Below are 17,916 nucleotides of genomic sequence, written 5' to 3'. Positions count from 1 at the left end.
TATCCGCGTTCGGCGCCTAGCCACAACACGAACTATTTAGCGTATTAATAAGAGTCAACTTCACGCTGTAGCGGTGTTGCCATCACTTGGCTACTTGGGTCACATACCTTTGTATGCTCCCCAAGTTATCCGCGTTCGGCGCCTAGCCACAACACGAACTATTTAGCGTATTAATAAGAGTCAACTTCACGCTGTAGCGGTGTTGCCATCACTTGGCTACTGGGTCACATACCTTTGTATGCTCCCCAAGTTATCCGCTTTCGGTGCCTAGCCACAACACGAACTATTTAGCGTATTAATAAGAATCAACTTCACGTTGTGGCGGTGTTGCCATCACTTGGCTACTTGGGTCACATACTTTTGTATGCTCCCCAAGTTATCCGCGTTCAGCGCCTAGCAATAACATTAAATATTCAGCATATTAATATAAGTTTTATTTCAAATATAAATTGAGTTAAAAATAAAGCGTTAGATATTTAAGCGGTTAGGTAGTGATATCTAACCGTTTTTATTTTGTTCTAGATAAAAGCCCCCCAATTAAGGGGGGAATAAGACTACCAACAGGGACTAGGAATGGAACTTAAATTGGTATGACTAAGCGATACTTGCCATTTCTTGTTGAGCTTCTTTAGGGGTTGCTTTTTTGACAATGGCATAAAGCACACCTGAAACCACTGTGCCAACTACTATCGCGAATAAATACATCAATACATGATTAATGGCTCCGGGTATTAACAGCACAAATAGACCCCCGTGAGGTGCCATCAACTGAATACCAAAGTACATGGATAACGCTCCAGTTATTGCGCCACCAATGATACAAACAGGGAGAACACGGATAGGGTCTTTTGCTGCAAAGGGAATGGCTCCTTCAGAAATAAAGCATAATCCTAGAACAAATGAAGCTTTGCCTGCCTCACGTTCTGCTGGAACAAATTTATGACGAGCCAAAAAGGTTGCAATACCCATTGCTAGAGGGGGAACCATTCCTGCTGCCATAATCGCTGCCATTGGCGCATAAGTTTGTGAACTTAACAGTCCCACACCAAAAGCATAGGCAGCTTTATTGACCGGGCCTCCCATGTCAGTGCACATCATTGCACCGAGAATCGCCCCTAAGATCACGGCATTGGTGGTTCCCATCGTATTTAGCCAGTTTGTTAGCCAATCCATTAACCAAGCGACGGGATGCCCTATTACATAGATCATGGCTAGGCCGGTCACTAAGGTAGAAATTAGTGGCACGATTAAAATTGGTTTTAGTGCCTCCATTGTTTGCGGTAATTTTAATCGAGTACTAATAAAATGAGCACTGTAACCCGCAAGGAAGCCAGAAATAATCCCACCTAAGAACCCAGCACCTAAAGTGGTTGCAAGTACACCGCCGACTAGACCTGGCGTTAAACCAGTCCTATCAGCAATAGAGTAGGCGATATAACCGGATAGCACTGGCACCATCAACGCGAGAGCTGTTTGTCCACCAATTAGGCTAAGTGCCCAAGCCAGTGACCCTTCAATGTTGGAAGCGTCCAAACCAAAAGCAAATGACAGTGCGGTGCACAGACCTCCGGCAACAACCATCGGAAGCATATAAGACACTCCAGTGAGTAAGTGTTTATATATTCCACGTTTTTCATTGGTTTTATGTGATTGCGAGGAGGGGGTTCCACATTGTGGCGTGAATAGACTCGCTTCTTCTATAGCTTTATCCATTACTTGAGCTGTTTTTTTCAATGCCGCACTGGTGGAGGTGCGGTACATTTTTTTCCCCGCAAATTTATCAACATTGACTTCAATGTCTGCCGCGACGATAACAAGATCGGCCCGTTCTATTTCTTCTGGTGTAATTTCGTTTCCTACACCGACGGAACCTCGAGTTTCTACTTTTATATGCCAGCCACGTTTTTTGGCTTCAGTTTCAAGAGCTTCTGCTGACATATAGGTATGTGCAACCCCTGTAGGGCAGGCGGTAACTGCCAGAACAGATAGAGGAGATGAATGAGAAGGTGCTGAAGCATTTTCTGTTAAGAATATAGCTTGGCTAAGAGCTGCTGAAAGAAATTCAGCAGGTTGCCTAATTGCGTGTTCAGGAAGGCCAAAATAAACTTTTTTATCAATGCAAGTAAAGTTATCAGGTAGTTGATTTTCAAAACAAATGATAATATCGGCATCTGAAAGTTGTTCTGTAAACGTAATATTTTGGCTAGCAGATATTTTTTTTAAGGCATCAATAGCCAGCCAGACAATAGCAGGACCTTGTTGATGACTCGGAGCGATTAGTATTTTCATCATGTTTACCCTTATTCTACTGTAAACGGCTGTAAGTCAATTTGAGCCATCATGCGTGCAAGTTGAGCTCTGTTAGTAACACCAACATTAGGTTGTGAGACTGCGAGTGCGGATACCGCTGTAGCAAGACGTAAGGTATGTTCACTAGTTTGGCTCATTAATAAGCCATAGATTAGCCCGCCAACCATGGAGTCTCCGGCACCAACAGTACTGATAACTTCGCATTTAGGTGGTTTTGCAAACCAAGCCCCTGATGCGTTAACCCACATAGCACCTTCTTCACCCAAAGAAACGACAACATGGGCAATACCTTGCTGCCGGAGCTGATTCGCGGCCTCAACAATTTCTTGATGGGTAGATAGTGCTCTGCCTGCCCAAATTTCTAATTCACGGTGATTGGGTTTGACTAGCCAAGGTAATGCTTTTAAGCCTGCGACAAAGGCTTCGCGACTACTATCAAAAATCACACACATGCATTGTTCACGCAGGCGGCGCATCCATTGGGTAAAATCATTTAAGTCGACGCCTTGAGGTAAACTTCCGCTAACACAAATCATATCGAATTGCCCAGCCCAGCTTAGTGAGTCTGTTACGAAACGCTGCCAATCTGCTTTGGTAATGCTAAAACCTGAAAAATTGAAATCAGTCACAGACCCAGCTTGCTCTGTGAGTTTCACATTAATTCGTGTACGTCCTTCAACGACTTGGAAGCGATTCGCGATACCCGTTTCACTAAAGACTTTTTGAAAGCCATCTTGGTTTTCTTTTCCTAAAAAACCACCGACGGTGACATCAATATCTAAATTTTTAAGTACTTTGGCGACATTGATCCCTTTTCCTGCTGCGTGAAGACCTGCAGTTTTAACTAAATTCACATCACCACGATGGATATCAGTTAACAGACCAACTAAGTCATAAGCTGGGTTTAAAGTGATAGTTGCAACTCTTCTACTCATGGAATTTGTTCTCCAAGTCCGGAATTAATGGCTTCGCCAATCGTGCTTATCGCTTGCTGTGCATCAACTCCTTCTGCGTGAATTCGTAAACGATGGCCACATTTAGCGCCTAAACTGACTATTTTCATTAAACTACGCCCATTAACAGGTACTGCTGTCCCATCAAGGTTACTGACGGTGATTGTGCTTTCGAATTTTTTAATAGTGCTGACTAACAGGGTACTTGGACGAGTATGCAAGCCATGTGGATTCATAATGGTAAAATCTTGAGTGATCCCAGACTGGCTTGGTTCTATAAGTGAATCGGAGGGGGAAGGGGAGTTTGTGTTTTGTTCATTTGTAAAGCGTGAAACTAAAGAGTTAACGTTATCATTTTTTAAAATATGACTGATTTGTTGGTTTTGTAATAACTGACTTACTTTTGATAGAAATGACTCAACTTGGTTATTCGCATAAGAAATGGTGATTAAGGCTTTGACCGGATGCTCTTGAAAATGAAAGGTGTTTTTGGCGACCGATAACGCAATACCATTTTGAATGTTCCCAACAGGGCTATCACTTAGCCAAATACCTTGTCCAAGGTAATAAGGTGTTTCAGTGAGCACTTGCGTAATAAAGTCAGTACTCACTATTTGGGCATTTTGTAGGTTAATAATATTTTGTATTTTCAGTGTATTAATATTATCTGCATGGGCATTAATAGTAACCATCGTATCGTCAAATTTTAATGGCTGAATTTGGCTTTCTCCCATTAATAATTGCTTTAGTGCTTTAGGTGTATTTGCCTTTACCATTGCTTGCGCAATATTTTCATCACTAATAACGTGGGTCAATTGGCGAAGCAATTCTAAATGTTCATTAGATTGAGCAGCAATACCAATGACAATGTAAGCAGTTTGCCCATCGCCCCATTCAACACCATGAGGAATAGCAATCCCATTGCCTAAAAAAGTGGGGGCTTGCAGTTCTCGATTAAGCATCCCTTGTACATAACCACTTTTAACATAACCTGAGTTTTCTAATGCTAGAGCCACTTGTTCAATGGCACTCTTTTTGTCAGTTGCTGATGCAGCAAGATGGATATCATTAATTGATAGGCTAAACATAATTTCTCCTGATTATTTAGTGATAACCGGACCAGCCAGAAAGAATGCTTACGAGCAGATCTGATTGTTTGTTAATCATGTTATCGTTAACAACGATAGCTGAATCGTTTAGTCTTGTCTATGGAATAGAAGAAAATTATGTTGAAATTGAGATCTAAGTTAAATTTTTTAACTTAAATAAATACGTTTTATAAGGAGAGTTTTATTGCGAGCTGAAGTGTTGCTGAAATTATTTTCTTATCAAAAACAAAGAATAATGTTTTTTTAAAAAGGCAGGGGATAAAAAATATCTCAAAATAAATTGTTGATGGTTTACTTGGAAATGAGCTAACAGATAAAGGGGTGTTATGATGGGGGTAAAGAGGGAGGTGGGTAAGCTGAATGGCTCAGCTTACCCAAATAAACTATTCTTCAACTCTGACTGTTTCACTACCCATTGAAACGGTTTTTCCAGCCAAAATTTTGCAGCGTTTACGTGTTTCAACGACGCCGTCGACTTGTACTAAGCCATCAGCAATCATTGCTTTAGCCATTGCGCCACTTTCAGCCCAGCCTTGAATTTTTAGCAAATCGCACAGTTCGACGTGCGGATGCCCATCAAGATTGAAAATTTCCATTGTTGCTCCAGATTACATTAAATATCGTGGTACTCTTCACACGCTTGTAACGTGTTTTGAATCAGGGTTGCTACGGTCATTGGCCCAACTCCACCGGGAACGGGGGTTATCCAAGATGCGCGTTTTGACGCCTCATCAAAATCAATATCCCCTGTTACTTTACCATTTTCTAAACGGTTAATACCAACATCAACAACGATAGCACCAGGTTTAATCCACTCTCCTGGAATAAAATTAGGCTTACCAACCGCAACAACAAGTAAGTCTGCATTGCGCACATGTTGTTCTAAGTCTTGGGTAAAACGATGGGTAACGGTTGTGGTGCAACCTGCTAATAGTAGCTCTAGGCTCATTGGGCGACCAACGATGTTAGATGCGCCAATAATAACGGCATTTAAACCGTGTGTATTGATATTATAGCGTTCTAGCAACGTAACGATGCCCCTTGGTGTGCAAGGGCGTAAGCGAGGTGCTCGCTGGCAAAGGCGACCCACATTGTAGGGGTGGAAGCCATCAACATCTTTGTCTGGATGAATGCGTTCAATAACTTTAACGTTATCAATGCCCGCAGGTAATGGCAATTGAACTAAGATCCCATCAATTTGGGTATCTTGGTTTAAATCGTCAATCAGTTTTAGTAATTCCGCTTCTGACGTTGTATCAGGTAAATCATAGGAACGCGAAATAAAACCGACTTCTTCACAAGCACGACGCTTACTGCCAACATAGATTTGCGAGGCAGGGTTGGCACCGACTAAAATAACGGCAAGCCCTGGAGCGCGTTTTCCTTGTTCTAAACGTAACTGTACTTTTTGGGCAACTTCTTGCCTAATTGTCTGCGCAATCGTTTTCCCATCAATAATTTTTGCTAACATCTGTAACTTAATCCATATATGAGACACGGTAATATCTCTATTTTGTCAGAACTTCACACTATTGTCAGTTCAAACTGTTACATAAATTGAGCATCTAGTAATTTTAGTAGCGAAAAGCCATTGACTCGGCGCTCAGCAACCGTATAATTCAACGCCATCAGCCATATAGGCTACCTGCATTATCAATGCGCCCTTAGCTCAGTTGGATAGAGCAACGGCCTTCTAAGCCGTAGGTCACAGGTTCGAATCCTGTAGGGCGTACCATTTAAAATCAATGAGTTATGTGATTTTAAAAAGAAACCCGCAAGAGATGCGGGTCAAGTAACGGGTCAAGTTAGTATTACAGCTTTTCGCTCCTGACCCACTCTTCATAAACGTGTTCTGGCCAACCTAAAAACGTACCACCTTTCGTTCTTTCCGGCTTAGGAAACTCATTTCGTTTAGCGTACATTCTCCAAATTGTAGGTTTACTCTTGCCAGTTAACTGGATCATCTCTTTCCATTTTATGTATCTTGTCGTTGTGGAAGTCACTTACCACCTCCCTTCACATATCCATTCTTTAAAACCATTGCCGCAACTTCAGCGGGCACACCGAGCCACATAGCATCATCGATAATGGCGTTTAGGTTTCCATAGCTGAGGTCTTCAACTGTTTTTGGCCATACATTTTGCGGGACGCCATAATAAACACAATCGGCTATCTGGCTGGTGGTCATTTGAATGATTTCCTCTGTGGTGAAATTTATTCGTTGATAGCCGGCATTCCAAACAGCATCAGTTACTTCACCCGGATCACCACCTGCGTTTTTAATGATACTGACGAGGTTAAAATCAACCGTTGTCATTGCCCACCTCCATTAACCCCTCAAGCCTCACGACTAACTCATACATTTCACTTTTGCATTGACGGGTTTTTGTTAATTCGCCCATGCGATTGTTTATCTGAATCAACTCATCATCAATTTTTACCAGTTCAGCACGTAGTTGTTTACTATTTGGTACGTTCAGGGTTCCGTTTGAAACGGAGGTGTGCTGCTCTGGTATAAGGTGATTTTTCTCACCTTTAGTCTCGGGCGCCAACGGGCTGATTTTTTCCATTTTATTTTCAATATAAGTCTTATTTAAATGTCGGGAATTCCCGTCATTAGCAACGCTTGGCAAAAGGGGCGATTTCTCCTCTTTAGCTTCAACCCACCGGTAAACTCTTGAGCCGTTTTTTACCTGACTAACCACATTTCCATTTTTGATATCCGTTTTTAAACGCCCACCAATGTTATTTGCCGAATCTCCAGTTGCTTTAGCTAGCTCAGCAGCCGTCATAGCCTGCGTGCTTTGCTGTAAAACCTCTCTTAAGATTTCAATCTTAGGACGCTCATCGCTAGCCTGACATGAAAATTTTGAAGCAATAGGGCTCTTGTTTATTTTTGGCTCTGGCTGGTTAGTAAGTTGATACATACCATTAATCAGTTTTACCGCGCCTTTTCGCATTTGATTGGTAATCATTGCATTAACAACTTGGGCGCTTTGATCCATATGCAAAGCAAGCGTATCGATATCACATGGGCCCACTTCTTCAAGAGCATCGATAATTAAAGGGTTATTGCTCATCTTTCACCTTCCTTGCGCGTTTTTTCTTTTTGGTGATCGGGATTAATTTAGGTGCAACGATTTGTGGTGCTGGCGGTAGAGGAGGGCATATACCCATCCTGATATAACAGCGTTGTCTGATCCCGTGAATAATTCGAGCAGTCCAATCGCAGCCGTCATCCACATAGTGAGTAACCCGAACGATCACATCATCGTAATCAACCATTTCATGTTCAGTATTATCTTGTTCAATCACTTGCTTGCCTCCTTGCTAATAACTTTATAGGCATGTAATACATGATTTGCCTTACCGTAAATCGTTGTTACTCGAAAAAAGAAACCTATTGATGATTCATGAACCGGCGCACGAAGTAGGGCCATATCAATTAGGCGGTTTAGCTTCCTGCGTTCGGTAATGAAAGATAGGATTGCTACTTTGGCTGTATTACCTGTTTCGCTGGCGATATATTCAACTTTCATTACTCAGCCTCCATTATTTGGTCACGTAAGGATTGAGATAATTTGTGGATATCCTTTTCCATGGCCATAGCGATTAAGATAGGCTCGCCATACATTTCTGATGTTAAGGTGTCCATGGCAAACAGCACGGAGCGATCGTCTTCGCTAGGCAATACATCAACGCTACCTATGCCAAACATCAGATAAGGCAAGGCTAAATAGCGGGATACTAAAATAGGCGTTTTCCCCTCTTTAAATGTTTTGGTTAGTAATGGAGTTAAATCAGGGTAGTGTTCTTGCATGAGAACTAATTCTGATTTCTCAAATGGTCTAAACTCTTCATCCCGATCCTGACGGTAATAAGTAACAGTGTGACTTCCATCATCATGGCTATTGATATCAAGAAACTCAGCCTCATCAGGTACTGAATATACAAACTGAACAGCAATATCCTGGTCGAACTCTGCGTTATGCTTCATTCTGATCAATGCATGCCCGTTAGTTGCTTCTATGTACTGGTTATTAATGTGAACAACCTTTGTTAGTATGCGCGGGTCATCATTTACGGATATCAAAGCTAAAGCAGCGCGGATTAGGTCAGCATCAATATGTGGTAATTTAGTTTTCATTATTTTTCCTCCCAGCCAATTGCCTGAAACAATCCCATTTTCGGGTGATACCAGCGAGTACCGCGATTTTCTGCTTCGTTCATCATGTGTTTCATTGCTGCCATGAAGTCAGCCTCATGGATGATAGCCATAGGCCTAGGCATCCCTTCTGGCGTAAGAATGGTTATCTGGTCTTTACGAATGTTGTATTGCTTGGCAAGCGTCTTACACTTATCAATAGTCATGCCTGATTTTGTTTTTGCCAGTGAGTAACCAATCCAGCCTGCAGGAATAGTGCCTTGCTTAATTTGCTCGACAACTTCATGCACCTGTTCAACTTTGTGCTCTACGCTTGATATACGGCGTTCACTTTCAAGATTCGCAAGAGCCATGGCAGCAATAAGTTCTGCTTGTGACTTAGGTTTACGTCGCTCATTTTCTAGTTCTTTCCAGCGGTCAACTAGTCGAGCTGTAAATTCAGGCGATAATTGAGCAACTACAATAATGCTGTCGCGCTTACCTTCTTCACCTGAAAATAAATAGTGCTGTGGCGTTACCCCGTTCGCCGTTTTAATCCCATTCACCATTGGTGGCTTGGATATGATCCCTTTATCAATTAGGCGCTCGATAGTTCTTTTAACACTATCTTCGCGGCTACCAACTAATTCAGCGATCTCTTTTGAGGTCATTGATGCATTGGTGCTAATTAAATCATTCATAAATAACTCTCCGTCACTTTAACTTTTGCCTTAGATAAACATCTATCTGCTGCCGTCTTGCTTTCCTTTTCTTGATAACTCAAACCATCAGAACTGCCGGGAATTGAAATAGAAAAGGCTTGGTTGTATTTATCTGCAGCACGGCGATATAATTTCTTTGCTTCTAGCTCTTTCCCTTCATTCATTAATTGGTCAAATCTCGTCATATACATACGGCTCCTCATTTAAATAAGCAGGCATATATTTTGTAATTACATCGATTAATAATTTTCCTAGTTCGGTTATGTTTCCGTATTTCGTATAAAGTAATGCGTAAGTATCGTATATATTCTTGTCTGAATACTTACAGCGCTGCTTGCAATCCAACTCCTCATATACATCACGAAAGAAATTATTAAGGTTTTCGTTAGTTAATGTGATTATGACTTCTTCATTGTTAACGACTGCTTTAAATTGGGGCTTTTTACCTTCATGTTTAAAGTAATCTAATAGACAGTTGATGTAAGTCATTCTCCTTTTGCCTATTAATAGTTTATATTCCATTTAATTATTCCTGATTTTAGATAAAGGGATTCCCTCAGCATTGACGCTGATTTAAATTTAATTTAGTTATTTAATTATAAATTTTGAGCTGCCATTAATTTTTTATATGCTTCATTAGCTACGATATCTGCATCTTTGCATTTATCTTTTGCTTTTTCGTATTCCATTTCAAGGCGTTTAATTTCGCGTTCTTTTTTCAGCCTTTCGCTTAGCTCAGCATATTTAGCTTCTTTACGCTCCATGAAATGTTCAGTTGGCTCACCTCGTTTGTGAGCGATAGTGCCGTTTTCAAGGGTTACACTTTCATCTTCATAGTTTGTTTCAATGCCTTCTTCGCGGAACTCGCGTTCTGTCAGAATGCTAGATAGTTTATTGAGAGCTGCACGCTCAGTGAGATATGCACGTTTGGCGCCATTAATAATATATACAGGACGCTCGACAACCTGAATCTCAAATCCTGTTGCTAATTCAATTGCTTTAACCATGACTTTATTTCCTTAAAAGTGACAAGACGCTATGTTTAATTGCTGGGGATATTCCCATGATTTTTTTTGCTTCGCGTGAAGCTTTTTCATATTTAAAAAATGAATCCACTAAATGATAATTTTCACCGACTAGTTTATAAATATTACACTTCCAATTTAAATCACCAGCGTAATCTTCTGGGATATTAATATATTTCGGTAGTGGCTTGTTTTGAATCTTGCACAAAGCAATAATATTATAAGTTGCATTATTCATAATTAATCCGTATTCATTGCGTGCTCTATTCCTGCCAATGTAGCACTGGTCATTAAATCAATTTCATTAAGCAACCCAATAAATCTACCCGCTTCTTTAGGGTAAGCTGTGAATAGCTTATTTAATAATGGCTGCATTTCTAATTTTAATTCTCTGGTATACCTTTGAGCGCATGATGCCGTTTTATGTAAATTAGAATGCTTGCTCTCAATAGGGGGGGGTAACATTAAATTATGCATTTGGAACCTCGATAGTTATCTGAGCTACATTGTCATTTGCTTGTTCGATTAATTTCAAGGCTGCCTCTAAAGTATTTTCGATATCTTCATTGTCTAAAATGGCTGAGTTTAAAATAGTATTTATAATTGCTCTGGCATAAGTTAGTTTTGTATTGGCAGCATCTCTTAATTCAATGTTACTTTTCATTTTTACCTTCCTGTTTCAATATCACAGACCTCGAGAGAGACAATAACTTGAACACCGTGAAGCCAGTAATGTAAATTTTCCACATCAACAATTTCATTATTGGATAAAACATTTAATTTAATGTGATTAAGTAGGGTGCTTATTTCAATTAATCGTCGTTCTCGCCTAGTTTGAAATTTTGCTTTCCGTACATCTTCAATAAGCAAATTAATTTCATCTTGGACGGCATTAAACTTATCAATATTAAGCATCTCCCCCCCCCTAAACACCTTTCTATTTCATCCTCAGCCTGACAGATTAATTCATTCGCAATTTGACGCTCACTTGAGTCTCTATTAAGGAATTGTGCTGCGACCAGAAAAGCTTTAACACGATGCATTGTGTCTATAAGCTGGCTAGCATCAGCCGTTATTAATTTAGCCATGTCCATTATCCCGTTGTGCATTTTCTTCAATTAACCAACCTGCTACAGGGTTTGATAGTTCGTAAGCCAATTCAATTAAACTATCCATAACTGGATCACCTGCAAATTGGCTGTTGAGTTGGAACAGTACCGCATTCAATTGGGTGCTTTTTTTTTGCGGCGACACTTAATTCAATTTCGTGTGACATGTCACGCTCCTACAGGTGTTTGTGATGCCAGCGATAAAACATAATCACGAACAAGTTGTAATTTTGCTGATTTCAAATCCGTTGCATAAACCTCTTTGCGTTCAGCTTTAGCTTGTGGATCACTACGCTTTACAGCAAAGAAGCAGAACTTAAACAGACCTGTACGGATATCAGGTTTAAGTACATTGGTATTTGGCGCATAATGTATAGTCGGCATTTTTTAAACCTCGTCACTATGAGTTAAAAATTTAGCTGGCAGCATTTCACCTTCACCGCGCATGAGCCACCTTAGATTTACACCTAAAGCTTCAGATAAAGCTGCTCCTCGCTCAATTCCCACGCCTTTTACTCGACCAGTAGCCAATGCACTAATTGTGCTCTGTGAAACTCCAATTCCCCAAGCTAAAGCGGCTTGTGTCATTCCAGAGTGCGCAAGAGCCAAACGCAGACGTGCGGCGAATGATGTTTGGGTGGTGGATTCGATTTTTGATACAATGTATTCAGTGCGTGGTTCTGAAATTTTAAGTTTATCAATAGCCCCACTTAGGTTTTCAACAATCATTCGAATTGAAAGGGCTTCATCATTGGCGGTTAGCACGCCAGATTCTTTTTGAATCTCATAGGCATTCAAAATTAATAACGCCCTCTGGCAACCGTCTAATGCTTCATCAATTACATTAATCATATCGTTCCCCTGATACTTTGGTTTCAATGAGTTCAATGTAACTATAGTATCATGATGTGTCAAATGTTTTTTGATACTTTGGTGTCTATTTGGGGTGAAAAAAAGCCGGAATTACCCGGCTATATATTGTAACTAATTAAAATATATCCCATTTTGCATCAACAACCACCCCAATAATATTTATATCATCGGTCATTTCTATTAGTGGATAGCTTGGATTTAATGGTTTTAAATAGCTCTTACCCATTTCTGAGATTAATTTTTTGAAGGTTGCCTCATGAGTATTTTTTATTTCAGCAACGACATATCCGTTAGTGTATGGATCCTTTTCTGGATTTACCAAAATGATCATGCCCTCAGGAAAAGTTACTCCTATAGGTGATGACATGGAGTCTCCTTTAACCTCAAGCCAGTAACCTTTCTCCCCTGCATATTTAATTGAATCGTACCAGTTCTCAATCTCAAATTGGTTATAGTCATCACCACAGCGAGCGAACGCCCCAGCTTGAACCCAGTTAATTTTGGGGTATCGATACTTGAATTCAGGTTGTTTGTACGGGCTTATGTTGCAGTCAGTTAGTTCGCTATCATTACTACCCTTATCGAGAATTGATAGCTGAGTGGTCTTGGCTAGTTTTTCAGATGCGTCTGTCAGCTTTTTTTTACGCTGAACTGCTTCATAAAAACTTCTTTTTTCTGCCTTGGTATTACCAAGCTGCAGCCAGTAAGGGTCAACGTCTAATGCCTTTGCTATATCAAATAGAGTATCACCATTGAATGTTTTAGTTAGCCCTTGCTCGGCTTTGCTTATTGCAACTCTTGTTACCCCCGCCCTGTCCGCTAGTTCCTGTTGTGTTAATCCTAGCTCTGTGCGGGTCATGATTAATCTTTCGGCCAGAGTGTTCATGCTATAACCCCTATAATTTTGATTGATACTAAAGTAGCATTAAAATTTGATACTTTGGATTCTATCTGATAAATTTAAATGATACTATAGTTACATTGAGGTGCTTTAATGAGTTTATATGAAACATTAAAAGGCATTTATAAAACAAATGCTGCGATTGGTAAGGCATTTCCTTTAAAGGGCAAAGCTCGCGGCAGTCAAGGTGTTGGTAAGTGGAAATGGCGTGGAGTTCCTGAGGATGTAGCGATCTTGTGTCACTACGATCCAAACATCCCATATACACATGAACGGTTAATAAATGCACCAGACACACAACATACCGATGCCTAAGCATTATTTTCCTGATGACGCTAAGTGGATTCAGGAAATGTTATTGCAACTGTCACCAAGCGCCAGAAATAGGGCGCTGGTGGCTTATTCAGAGGTATATCAGGAGCATTGGGAGTTAGAGCCTGTTTCATATCGCAAGGTTAACAAAGCGAGACATGAAGCGAACTCAAGGCTAAGGCAGTACGTGAGACGTTATTCGAAGGCAATGCAAGGTTATACCTCAGCGCCGTTGTTGGTTGGTCAGTAATTTCATTAAGGGAGTATTCAGGGGTTAAGACGTTTAGCCGTCTAGACTGTTTTCTGGGGAAGAGGGGAAAACTTTCTAGGGGGGTAAGGGGGGTGATCTTTGAAAGGGGTGTTAGGGAAGGCACTGCCAAGGAAGGAGTTAGATCTTAAATATAGATCTCTATAGGGGTTATAAAACCCACCAGCCGTTTAGATGGCTAAATGACAAATCTTCCAAAGGCTTCGACCTTGGCAGGGTAAATTATTCAAGTGAGGAACGGATGTTAAACATTACACCAAATTTTGCACAGGAACGCGGTTTAGCTATGTTGCGTCAGAGCTGGAAGCAAAATCGCACATTTATGATTTATAGCCCAACGGGAAGCGGTAAAACAGGGCTTGCTGCATTCATTACAGATGGTCATCTTCAGCGCGGAATGCGGGTAATGTTCTGTGCGCCCTATATCACTTTAATCGCCCAAACTGCTAACCGTTTTCAGGAATACGGTCTTCCAATGGAAGAGATTGGCTTTGTCTGGGCAGATCACCCCAACTATGACCCAACAAAACTCATTCAGGTTGCTTCTGCTGATACGTTAATTCGTCGTGAATTTCCTGACAACATTGATTTACTGATCATCGATGAAGCCCACTTACGCCGTAAGAAAATTTTAGAATTTATTCAAGACACTGAAATTAAAGTGATTGGATTATCTGGAACGCCATTCTCGCCATTTCTGGGGAAATATTACGAAACATTAATCAAGCCAACGACGATGAAAGAACTCATTCAGCGTGGTGACCTCAGCAAATATGAATTTTATGCACCGACTAAGCCTGATTTATCAAATGTTAAATCCTCCCGTAGTCGTGAGTTCGGCACGGATTACAAGGAAGATGAAATTGCCGAAATCATGTCAGGCGCTGACCTTGTTGGTGATCTTGTTGATAACTGGCTGGTTAACGGTGAAAACCTACCGACGATTTGTTTTTGTGTAACGGTTAGTCATGCCAATTTCGTGACGGTTGCCTTTAATCGTGCAGGCGTGAATGCTGAAGTTATCACGGCAGAAACACCTTACGATGAACGAAGTGTCATCATTCACCGTTTCGAGCAGGGTGCAACTAAGATCATTGTTAATGTCGGCACGCTCGTTGCGGGGTTTGATAGTGATGTTCGATGCATCATTTATGCACGCCCGACTAAATCAGAAATTCGTTGGGTTCAGTGTCTTGGGCGTGGATTGCGAAAAGCTCCGGGTAAAGATAGGTGTCTTATTTTCGATCACTCGGGCTCGGTTCATCGTTTGGGGTTTCCTGATGATATTGAATATGACGAGCTACCTAGCAAAAACAACGGAATGGAGGACTCAAGTAGTTTTCGTGAAAATGTAAAAACGGAGAAAACACCGAAAGAATGTACGTCTTGTCACTACATGAAACCTGCTGGGGTATATGCTTGCCCTAAATGTGGCTTTAAGCCACTAGCGGGTGAAGACGTTGAAGTAGACACGTCACGCAACATTTCAAAAATGAGTAAAAAACCAAAAACTTATACTCAGCAAGATAAACAGAGTTTTTATTCTCAACTCAAATTCTATCAAAACGTTAGGGCCATTGAGAAAAAACCATTGAGTGATGGTTGGGTCGCTAACACCTTCAAAGAGAAATTTGGTTGCTACCCAAAAGGGCTACACAACAACCCGCAAGAGCTGACCCCCGAGGTTAGTAACTACATCAAGCACAAACAAATTAAATATGTGAAAGCCCGACAAAAATCAGCGGCACACATTGACCAAATTAGAACCAAATTGAAATCTCAACCACAGCAAGAGGCGCTACTGTGAATACTATTGATGCAGCACAGGGGCAATGGGCAAAAATATTTGCTCATTACGGCTTACCCCAAATCACAGGGAAAAGGCACTTTAAAGGCAAATGTCCTATTTGCGAGCAGAAGGGCAAGTTTCGAATCGATGATAAAGACGGGCGCGGTACTTACATTTGCAAATGTAGTGCCGGCACAGGCTTTCAATTATTAGAGCGTACGCAGGGAAAAGACTTTAAAACGTTAGCGGATGAAGTCGACCAACTAATCGGTAATGTCAGAGAAAAAGAAGCCCCTAAGCAACCGGTAGTTAATGCAAAAGCAGATTATCAGAAAAGGTTAATTTCCTGTTTCTCTGCTATGCCTAGTTTAAAAAACACCTCAGCAGCCCAGTATTTACAGGAGCGTGGGATATTTTCATTACCTGCAGATCATGTTCGGTTTTGTGAAAACCAGCCTGTTAAGCAATCAGGTAAAGTTCAGCATTTTCAAGCTATGTGGGCTATAGCAACCGATAGCAAGGGTAAAGCCTGTTATTTACACAGAACATATTTAAATGGCTCAAAGAAAGCCCCTGTTCCTACAGTAAAAAAAATGAATTCATTGCAGGACGAAAACTATCTCGATTATGCCGAATCGGTTGCGATCCGTATGTTTCCCGTTGCATCAACATTAGGCATCGCTGAGGGGATAGAAACAGCCCTTTCATGCAAGCAGATTTATCACGTCAATACATGGTCAACCATGAATGCTAATCACATGGCTAAATTTATTGCACCAAAAGGTGTTAAGCACCTGATTGTTTTCGCTGATACAGACTGGAGCGCAACAGGTCATGCAGCTGCGTTTGAGTGTGCAAATCGAAACTTAATGGCCAATAACGATGTTGAGTTAGTTAGTGTACGTTGGCCTGACGCGGGTGATTTTAATGATGTATTGGTCGGCTCATGTGAAGTCAGAGAGTTAACGTTTGAGCATAAAAACAGGAAAGCAGCATGAATAATCAGTGGATATTAACCCCTATCATTATTCCTGAAATTAGGGTTGTCATGTTTAGACCAGGAGCAAGCTTAAATTTGTTTAATAGCAGGATGCTGATCACGACATTACCCGATGAATTAAAGCATCAACCATCGGGCCTTATTTCTCTTTCTGGCGAACACGTCAGCGAAATGCCAAACGGTGAACAGATATCAAAACCTGTATTAAATTTAACCATCGATCCCGAGCCACCAGCAAGCCTAATGCTAAAGCCAAAGTTTAAACGCTGGACAAGCGACGAATACCTTCAGTGGGTTAAATCACAGCCGTGTTGTGTTTGTGGTGCCACAGCAGATGACGCTCACCATTTAATCGGTTACGGACAGGGTGGAACAGGCACTAAAGCCCATGACTTGTTCACTATTCCATTGTGTCGCATTCACCACAGCGAGTTACATAAAGATCCAAATGGGTGGGAACGGGAGCATGGGAGCCAAATCATTTTGTTATTTAAATTTCTAGATCGGTCTATTGGTCTGGGCGTTTTTGGTTGATAAAGGCAGATATCATGAAATTAGAAAATGTACTTAAAAACTTTCACCCTAAGTCACCGACATTCGGCAATGTAGCTGGCTGCACATCCCCAGACCGTTTAACAGGTACCGATATTATGGCGGCTGTAGGCATGACTGAATCACAAGCTGAATTCGGTATGGCGGCTTTTTTGGCGAAAAATGATGTCAGTAAAGAGGATAAGTTTTCTACGGTAGAAGCCTTGACCCAATATGCTAAAAAAAATACACCAAAGCTGGTGGCTAAAGCTGCAGGTAAAAAGTTGGGTTATTGCTTAATTATTCTGGCCAAGATGGCATTTGAAGATTATGCCCGTTCTGCGGGTTCGGTTTGCCAGTGTTCAGCATGTAGTGGGAAAGGATTGATCTACAAAATGAAAGATGTTGTCAAACATCCCGGTATCACCACTTTTGAAGGCGAAACGATTATTGATCCAAATATCAGAGAGGAGCTAGTTGGTGAGCTATGTCAGGACTGTAACGGAAAAGGTCAGCTAACTAACCGTTGTCGCTGCAAAGGGAGAGGTAAGGTATTAGATGAAGCACAAACTAAGCTGCAGGGTGTTCCTGTATTTAAACTGTGTGATCGCTGTGCAGGGCGCGGATTTAAGCGTGTACCATCTTCAACCGCATACGCTGCAATAAGGCATCTAGTGCCTGACTTAACCCAATCATCATGGTCACGCAACTGGAAGCCATTCTATGAAAAGCTGGCTAGCAAATGCTTTATTGAAGAAAGTGCGGCTGAACAAGCATTTAGAAAAGTAACCAAATAAACATAATAAGAGGTGATGCTCTTAGGCCATTAACATTCAATGTAACTATTAGTTATATTTTTGTGTAAAAATC

The 17,916-nt window shown here is 41.1% G+C and carries 28 protein-coding genes and 1 tRNA gene; 7 read left to right on the top strand and 22 right to left on the bottom strand.

Annotated elements, in window-relative coordinates:
- Positions 1–594 precede the first annotated feature (594 nt).
- The 5 genes from fruA to folD form a co-directional block, all read right to left on the bottom strand.
- Positions 595–2,289 carry a PTS fructose transporter subunit IIBC gene (fruA, locus tag ACPEH5_RS08530; protein WP_048608053.1) on the bottom strand — a complete coding sequence of 565 codons (1,695 nt, stop codon included), beginning with the start codon at positions 2,287–2,289 and terminating at the stop codon, positions 595–597.
- A gap of 11 nt (positions 2,290–2,300) precedes the next feature.
- Positions 2,301–3,245, bottom strand: coding sequence for a 1-phosphofructokinase (gene fruK / locus ACPEH5_RS08525; protein WP_042845343.1), 945 nt, complete (start codon positions 3,243–3,245; stop codon positions 2,301–2,303).
- Positions 3,242–4,351 carry a fused PTS fructose transporter subunit IIA/HPr protein gene (gene fruB / locus ACPEH5_RS08520; RefSeq protein ID WP_423727028.1) on the bottom strand — a complete coding sequence of 370 codons (1,110 nt, stop codon included), beginning with the start codon at positions 4,349–4,351 and terminating at the stop codon, positions 3,242–3,244. The genes fruK and fruB overlap by 4 nt, the downstream gene beginning before the upstream one ends.
- 404 nt (positions 4,352–4,755) lie before the next feature.
- The gene (gene ybcJ, locus ACPEH5_RS08515) at positions 4,756–4,968 is read right to left on the bottom strand and encodes a ribosome-associated protein YbcJ (RefSeq protein ID WP_071548520.1); all 213 of its coding nucleotides are present in this window, start codon (positions 4,966–4,968) and stop codon (positions 4,756–4,758) included.
- A gap of 17 nt (positions 4,969–4,985) precedes the next feature.
- Entirely contained in the window at positions 4,986–5,843 is an 858-nt protein-coding gene (folD, locus tag ACPEH5_RS08510; protein WP_042845338.1) for a bifunctional methylenetetrahydrofolate dehydrogenase/methenyltetrahydrofolate cyclohydrolase FolD, read from the bottom strand.
- Positions 5,844–6,030: 187 nt separating this feature from the next.
- Here folD and ACPEH5_RS08505 point away from each other — a divergent pair.
- Positions 6,031–6,107: transfer RNA gene (locus ACPEH5_RS08505), tRNA-Arg, on the top strand.
- 76 nt (positions 6,108–6,183) lie between these two features.
- Here the strand turns inward: ACPEH5_RS08505 and ACPEH5_RS08500 are convergent.
- The 17 genes from ACPEH5_RS08500 to ACPEH5_RS08420 all read right to left on the bottom strand — a co-directional run bounded on the left by ACPEH5_RS08500 (position 6,184) and on the right by ACPEH5_RS08420 (position 13,131).
- On the bottom strand, positions 6,184–6,336 hold the full coding sequence (locus ACPEH5_RS08500; protein WP_041701684.1) for a helix-turn-helix transcriptional regulator: 153 nt from the start codon (positions 6,334–6,336) through the stop codon (positions 6,184–6,186).
- Between the two features lie 35 nt (positions 6,337–6,371).
- Positions 6,372–6,689 (bottom strand): hypothetical protein, encoded by a 318-nt coding sequence (locus ACPEH5_RS08495; RefSeq protein ID WP_281110572.1) that lies wholly within the window; start codon positions 6,687–6,689, stop codon positions 6,372–6,374.
- On the bottom strand, positions 6,676–7,452 hold the full coding sequence (locus ACPEH5_RS08490) for a hypothetical protein (RefSeq protein WP_281110570.1): 777 nt from the start codon (positions 7,450–7,452) through the stop codon (positions 6,676–6,678). The genes ACPEH5_RS08495 and ACPEH5_RS08490 overlap by 14 nt, the downstream gene beginning before the upstream one ends.
- The gene (locus ACPEH5_RS08485; protein ID WP_281110568.1) at positions 7,442–7,687 is read right to left on the bottom strand and encodes a hypothetical protein; all 246 of its coding nucleotides are present in this window, start codon (positions 7,685–7,687) and stop codon (positions 7,442–7,444) included. The genes ACPEH5_RS08490 and ACPEH5_RS08485 overlap by 11 nt, the downstream gene beginning before the upstream one ends.
- The gene (locus ACPEH5_RS08480) at positions 7,684–7,911 is read right to left on the bottom strand and encodes a hypothetical protein (protein ID WP_281110566.1); all 228 of its coding nucleotides are present in this window, start codon (positions 7,909–7,911) and stop codon (positions 7,684–7,686) included. The genes ACPEH5_RS08485 and ACPEH5_RS08480 overlap by 4 nt, the downstream gene beginning before the upstream one ends.
- Entirely contained in the window at positions 7,911–8,519 is a 609-nt protein-coding gene (locus tag ACPEH5_RS08475; protein WP_281110565.1) for a hypothetical protein, read from the bottom strand. Before ACPEH5_RS08475 ends, ACPEH5_RS08480 begins: the two co-directional genes overlap by 1 nt.
- Positions 8,519–9,217, bottom strand: coding sequence for a Rha family transcriptional regulator (locus ACPEH5_RS08470; RefSeq protein WP_272519476.1), 699 nt, complete (start codon positions 9,215–9,217; stop codon positions 8,519–8,521). Before ACPEH5_RS08470 ends, ACPEH5_RS08475 begins: the two co-directional genes overlap by 1 nt.
- Positions 9,214–9,423 carry a hypothetical protein gene (locus tag ACPEH5_RS08465; protein WP_230494543.1) on the bottom strand — a complete coding sequence of 70 codons (210 nt, stop codon included), beginning with the start codon at positions 9,421–9,423 and terminating at the stop codon, positions 9,214–9,216. The genes ACPEH5_RS08470 and ACPEH5_RS08465 overlap by 4 nt, the downstream gene beginning before the upstream one ends.
- Positions 9,410–9,760 (bottom strand): hypothetical protein, encoded by a 351-nt coding sequence (locus tag ACPEH5_RS08460; RefSeq protein ID WP_281110560.1) that lies wholly within the window; start codon positions 9,758–9,760, stop codon positions 9,410–9,412. Before ACPEH5_RS08460 ends, ACPEH5_RS08465 begins: the two co-directional genes overlap by 14 nt.
- Positions 9,761–9,834: 74 nt before the next feature.
- Positions 9,835–10,245: a hypothetical protein gene (locus ACPEH5_RS08455; RefSeq protein ID WP_272519477.1), complete on the bottom strand. Its 411-nt coding sequence runs from the start codon at positions 10,243–10,245 to the stop codon at positions 9,835–9,837.
- Positions 10,246–10,249: 4 nt separating this feature from the next.
- Positions 10,250–10,501, bottom strand: coding sequence for a hypothetical protein (locus tag ACPEH5_RS08450; protein WP_226693621.1), 252 nt, complete (start codon positions 10,499–10,501; stop codon positions 10,250–10,252).
- A gap of 2 nt (positions 10,502–10,503) precedes the next feature.
- Positions 10,504–10,740: a hypothetical protein gene (locus ACPEH5_RS08445; RefSeq protein WP_272519478.1), complete on the bottom strand. Its 237-nt coding sequence runs from the start codon at positions 10,738–10,740 to the stop codon at positions 10,504–10,506.
- A complete protein-coding gene (locus ACPEH5_RS08440) occupies positions 10,733–10,927 on the bottom strand; it encodes a hypothetical protein (protein WP_281110557.1) in 195 nt (64 codons plus the stop codon). Before ACPEH5_RS08440 ends, ACPEH5_RS08445 begins: the two co-directional genes overlap by 8 nt.
- A gap of 2 nt (positions 10,928–10,929) precedes the next feature.
- A complete protein-coding gene (locus tag ACPEH5_RS08435; protein WP_272519480.1) occupies positions 10,930–11,178 on the bottom strand; it encodes a hypothetical protein in 249 nt (82 codons plus the stop codon).
- 362 nt (positions 11,179–11,540) lie between these two features.
- A complete protein-coding gene (locus tag ACPEH5_RS08430; protein ID WP_272519482.1) occupies positions 11,541–11,756 on the bottom strand; it encodes a host cell division inhibitor Icd-like protein in 216 nt (71 codons plus the stop codon).
- 3 nt (positions 11,757–11,759) lie between these two features.
- On the bottom strand, positions 11,760–12,224 hold the full coding sequence (locus tag ACPEH5_RS08425) for a helix-turn-helix domain-containing protein (protein ID WP_281110551.1): 465 nt from the start codon (positions 12,222–12,224) through the stop codon (positions 11,760–11,762).
- 136 nt (positions 12,225–12,360) lie between these two features.
- The gene (locus tag ACPEH5_RS08420) at positions 12,361–13,131 is read right to left on the bottom strand and encodes a helix-turn-helix domain-containing protein (RefSeq protein WP_272691132.1); all 771 of its coding nucleotides are present in this window, start codon (positions 13,129–13,131) and stop codon (positions 12,361–12,363) included.
- 108 nt (positions 13,132–13,239) lie between these two features.
- Here ACPEH5_RS08420 and ACPEH5_RS08415 point away from each other — a divergent pair, with 108 nt between their 5' ends.
- From ACPEH5_RS08415 to ACPEH5_RS08390, 6 genes are all read left to right on the top strand, one after another.
- Positions 13,240–13,461, top strand: coding sequence for a hypothetical protein (locus ACPEH5_RS08415; protein ID WP_272691133.1), 222 nt, complete (start codon positions 13,240–13,242; stop codon positions 13,459–13,461).
- The gene (locus ACPEH5_RS08410; protein WP_281110546.1) at positions 13,430–13,708 is read left to right on the top strand and encodes a hypothetical protein; all 279 of its coding nucleotides are present in this window, start codon (positions 13,430–13,432) and stop codon (positions 13,706–13,708) included. The genes ACPEH5_RS08415 and ACPEH5_RS08410 overlap by 32 nt, the downstream gene beginning before the upstream one ends.
- Before the next feature lie 259 nt (positions 13,709–13,967).
- Positions 13,968–15,533 carry a DEAD/DEAH box helicase gene (locus tag ACPEH5_RS08405; protein ID WP_281110544.1) on the top strand — a complete coding sequence of 522 codons (1,566 nt, stop codon included), beginning with the start codon at positions 13,968–13,970 and terminating at the stop codon, positions 15,531–15,533.
- Positions 15,530–16,513 (top strand): DUF7146 domain-containing protein, encoded by a 984-nt coding sequence (locus ACPEH5_RS08400; protein ID WP_281110542.1) that lies wholly within the window; start codon positions 15,530–15,532, stop codon positions 16,511–16,513. Before ACPEH5_RS08405 ends, ACPEH5_RS08400 begins: the two co-directional genes overlap by 4 nt.
- Positions 16,510–17,049 (top strand): DUF968 domain-containing protein, encoded by a 540-nt coding sequence (locus ACPEH5_RS08395; protein WP_281110540.1) that lies wholly within the window; start codon positions 16,510–16,512, stop codon positions 17,047–17,049. The genes ACPEH5_RS08400 and ACPEH5_RS08395 overlap by 4 nt, the downstream gene beginning before the upstream one ends.
- 14 nt (positions 17,050–17,063) lie before the next feature.
- Positions 17,064–17,843, top strand: a complete 780-nt coding sequence (locus ACPEH5_RS08390; protein WP_281110538.1) for an antitermination protein — start codon at positions 17,064–17,066, stop codon at positions 17,841–17,843.
- Positions 17,844–17,916 lie beyond the last annotated feature (73 nt).

Origin of the sequence: Providencia sp. NPDC089933 (assembly GCF_049545585.1) — a bacterium.
Lineage (GTDB): Bacteria > Pseudomonadota > Gammaproteobacteria > Enterobacterales > Enterobacteriaceae > Providencia > Providencia huashanensis.
This window is presented reverse-complemented; position numbering and strand designations above follow the sequence as displayed.